At 31.1% G+C, this 3,728-nt stretch carries 3 protein-coding genes; 1 reads left to right on the forward strand and 2 read right to left on the reverse strand.

Annotated elements, in window-relative coordinates; all coding sequences use genetic code 11:
• Together QM495_RS03765 and QM495_RS03770 are read right to left on the reverse strand one after the other, a co-directional pair.
• The coding region (locus tag QM495_RS03765; protein WP_408670773.1) for an alpha/beta hydrolase-fold protein at positions 1-324 on the reverse strand (324 nt) is incomplete at its 3' end.
• Positions 325-409: 85 nt separating this feature from the next.
• Complete coding sequence (locus QM495_RS03770; protein WP_408670774.1) at positions 410-1,645, reverse strand: DEAD/DEAH box helicase; 1,236 nt, start codon at positions 1,643-1,645, stop codon at positions 410-412.
• Between the two features lie 119 nt (positions 1,646-1,764).
• Here QM495_RS03770 and QM495_RS03775 point away from each other — a divergent pair.
• Positions 1,765-3,728: VPS10 domain-containing protein (locus QM495_RS03775; protein ID WP_408670775.1), on the forward strand; the 1,964-nt coding region annotated here is incomplete at its 3' end.

Genomic DNA, 3,728 nt, shown 5'->3' on the forward strand with positions numbered 1-3,728 from the left:
TAAATCTCTTCCTCTTTCAGTATTTTCAATTCCAACCAAGATAATTGGAGGAATACTTTTTTCTTTAACAAGTTTTGCGATAGTATTTGCAATATGAGGGAAATCTTCTTTTATTCCACCATCAGGCATATAGAGTACAGGATATGATTCGGTACTACTTTTATACATTGGTGGTCTCCAAACATTTATTATTCTTGTTTCTCCGACTTGTTTGGATTCTATTTTAAAAGTATCGTGATTTGGAATTGGGTCTTGATTTTGAGGTTTATTTCCACATCCTAAAATGAATAAGGATATTAGTATTAAATAATTTATATTTCTCATTTTTCTGTTTTTTAAATGAGTGCCAACTCATTATAATAGTAAAATTTAGTTTGAGGCTTTAAAACAACTTTAGGGTGATTAATAGTTAATACCAACGTTTTTTGTTTTTTTTAGAAGCAGCAGATTTTCTTCCTTTTTTAACATTGCTACCTTTTTTTATGTACACTTCAGGTTTTGCTTTTGGGTCTAACGGATAAGGATGTTCAGTTTCTACAGGAATTATTGTGCTAATTAAATTTTCGATAGTTCCTATGTACGTTTTTTCATCTGCAGCACAAAATGAATAAGAATTTCCAGTTTTTCCAGCTCTACCAGTTCTTCCAATTCTATGAATATAAGTTTCAGGAATGTTTGGAATATCAAAATTAATAACGGCGTCTAAATTATTAATATCAATTCCACGAGAAGCAACATCAGTAGCTATTAAAATGTTAACTTGTTTATTTTTGAATTTATTTAATGCTTCTTCTCTAGAGCTTTGTGTTTTGTCACCGTGAATACTATCTGCTTTGTAACCATTCTTTTTTAGCATTTTTTCGAGTTTCCCAACACCAAATTTTGTTCGCCTAAAAATAAGAATATCGCCTTTTATGGTGTTGCGTAATAAATGTAAACACAATTCCATTTTTTTCTGTTTTGGCACATAAAACAATAGTTGATTTATACTTTCGGCAGCTGAATATTTTGGAGTTACATCGACAGTTACAGGGTTTTTAAGAATACTTTTTGCTAATTCAACTATTTTATTTGGCATTGTTGCCGAAAATAATAGCACTTGTTTTTCTTTAGGACATAAACGCTCAATTTTTTTAACGTCATCAATAAAACCCATGTCTAACATTAAATCGGCTTCATCTAGTACAAAGGTTTCTATATAATCTAAATTTATGTAATCTTGTTTATGTAAATCTAATAACCTTCCTGGTGTAGCAATTAAAATATCAACTCCTTTTTTTAATATATCTTTTTGAGGTTCAATAGAAGTTCCTCCAAACAAAACCGTACTTCTTAAATTAGTAAATTTTGCATACGATTTAAAATTTTCTTCAATTTGAATAGCTAACTCACGTGTTGGACTTATAATTAAAGCTCTTATTTTTTTAGCTTTTTTACCAGCATCTTGTCTATCAAACAATAATTGTAAAATTGGCAATGCAAAAGCAGCAGTTTTTCCTGTACCTGTTTGAGCTGAAGCAATAACATCTTTTTTTGCTAACACTAAAGGAATTGTTTGTTCTTGAATAGGCGTAGCTAATTCGTATTTTTTTTCTAAAATTGCTTTTAAAATAGGTTTATTTAACTGTAAGTCTTTGAATTGCATATATGATGTTTAAAACAAATTTTTCGCAAAGATACATTTATTTATAGCCATATTTTAGGTAACAAAAGTGTAATTAATTTTACTTAATTTTATGCAGCTTTAATTTTAAAAAATTTAGTATGTTTAAAATGAATAACAGCAATTGGATGATAGCTTCAATACTTACCATTTTATTTATGGTATCATCAACACAAACTTTTGCACAACGAAAAAAAAAGAAATCAGATGACTCTAAAAAATTTGAGTTAACAGATACGATGCTAAAAATGTTAAGTTTTAGAAGTGTTGGACCAGCAGCTTATTCTGGTCGTATTTCTGATTTAGCTGTAAATCCAAATAATTATTCTGAATATTATGTTGGAGTAGCATCAGGAGGTTTATGGAAAACAGTAAATCACGGAACAACTTTTAAACCAATTTTTGATAAACAAGCTGTATATTCAATAGGTTGTTTAGCGATGGATCCTAATAATTCTAATGTACTTTGGGTTGGAACAGGTGAAAACAACAGTCAACGTAATTTGGCATATGGAGATGGAGTTTATAAAACTACCGATGGAGGAAAGTCATTTACGAATATGGGATTAAAAACTAGTTCACAAATTGGTAAAATAATGATAGATCCAAGAAATAGCAATATTGTATATGTTGCAGCTCAAGGACAAGCTTGGGGGCCTGGGGGTGAACGCGGATTGTATAAAACTATTGATGGCGGGAAAACTTGGAAACGAGTTCTTGAAATTGGAGAATACACAGGAGTTTCTGATATGGAAATGGATCCAAGAAATCCAGATATTTTATATGCAGTTTCACATCAAAGAGAACGAAGAGTGTACTCAAAAATTAATGGAGGACCAGAATCTGCAATTTATAAATCGGTTGATGCAGGAGCAACTTGGGTAAAATTAAAAAAAGGTTTACCAAAAGGAGACGTTGGTAGAATCGGTTTAGCAGTATCACCTGCTAATCCAGATATAATTTATGCAGTAATTGAATTGCCAGAAAATAAAAGTGGATTTTATAGATCAAGCGATTTAGGAGAAAGTTGGGAAAAACGTAGTGATAAAGGAACTTCAAGCCCACAATATTATAATGAATTATATGCAGATCCTATAAACCCTAATGTTGTATTTTTAATGGATACACGTGCTGGAAGATCAAATGACGGAGGAAAAACTTGGGAAAGCATTGAAGGTAACAATAAACATGTTGATAATCATGCAATATGGATTAACCCCAATGATACAAATCACTATTTAGTTGGATGTGATGGAGGATTGTATGAGTCATACGATAGTGCTAAAACATGGCAGTTTATGAGTAATCTTCCAATTACACAATATTATCACGCAAGAGTTGATAATGATTATCCGTTTTATAATATTTATGGTGGAGCTCAAGATAATGGTTCTTGGTTTGGACCTTCTCAAACACACAGGCGTTCTTTAGAAAATGCAGATTGGACGTACACTATTGGCGGTGATGGTTATTTATCTATTCCTGATCCAAATAATCCAACTATATCTTATCATGAATCACAATATTGTGGTATTAGAAGATACGATGAATCTACTGGAAATAGTATATCAATACAACCTCAACCTACAATTGAAGAAGAATTTCGTTGGAATTGGAATACACCGTATTTTTTAAGTTCATTCAACTCTAAAACACTATATATAGCTGGTAATTATGTATTTAAGAGTACAGATATGGGTGGATCTTGGAAAAAAATAAGTGGTGATTTAACACAACAAATAGATCAGAATAGTTTACCAATGATGGGGAAAATGTGGAATCATGAAGCTGTAGCCAAAAATCTATCAACCTCTAAATTTGGAAATATTTTTGCACTCGCCGAATCACCTTTAAAACAAGGAATGTTATATGCAGGAACAGATGATGGCTTGATATGGTTTACTGAAAATGATGGCGAAAACTGGTCGAAATATGATAAATTTCCTGGAATTCCAAAAATGACTTTTGTAAATTATGTATTACCCTCTCAACATGAAGAAAACACAGTATATGCATGTTTTGATGGTAGAAAAAACAGTAGTGATTTTACTCCTTATTTAATAAA

This window comes from Lutibacter sp. (assembly GCF_046055765.1).
In the GTDB taxonomy this organism is placed as follows: Bacteria; Bacteroidota; Bacteroidia; order Flavobacteriales; family Flavobacteriaceae; genus Lutibacter.